General features: G+C 55.6%; 1 pseudogene. It reads right to left on the minus strand.

What is annotated here, in order from left to right:
* A pseudogene (locus AC1D0P_RS32690) lies at positions 1–246 on the minus strand (glycogen debranching protein GlgX); the annotation flags it as partial.
* Positions 247–354: the final 108 nt, after the last annotated feature.

Consider the following 354-nt stretch of genomic DNA (forward strand, 5'->3'; position numbering starts at 1 on the left):
GTGAACACGATATCCATAGAGGGCGCCCGGCTTCAGGTCCGGCACGAAGCCGTGCCAGATCTCGTCGGTGTTTTCAGGCAGACGCAGTCGGGCAATTTCCGTCTTGCCGTCTTCATCGAAAAGACAAAGTTCGACGCCCTCGGCGCAGGCGGAAAAAATCGCGAAATTGACGCCTTCTTCCGTAACCTGAGCGCCGAGACGGCGTCCATCGCCAGGAAGAATTTCAAAAACTTTGGATTTGAGCATTCTGGGATCTCGCTTGCAGACCCGTCAAGAACGCGTTTCGGCGACGTGAGGTTCCTCGCAAGGCGATTAATTTGGGAACATAGGGGCGTTTCGACCGTTGCACAGGGG

This window comes from Polaromonas sp. P1_G2, assembly GCF_056405515.1.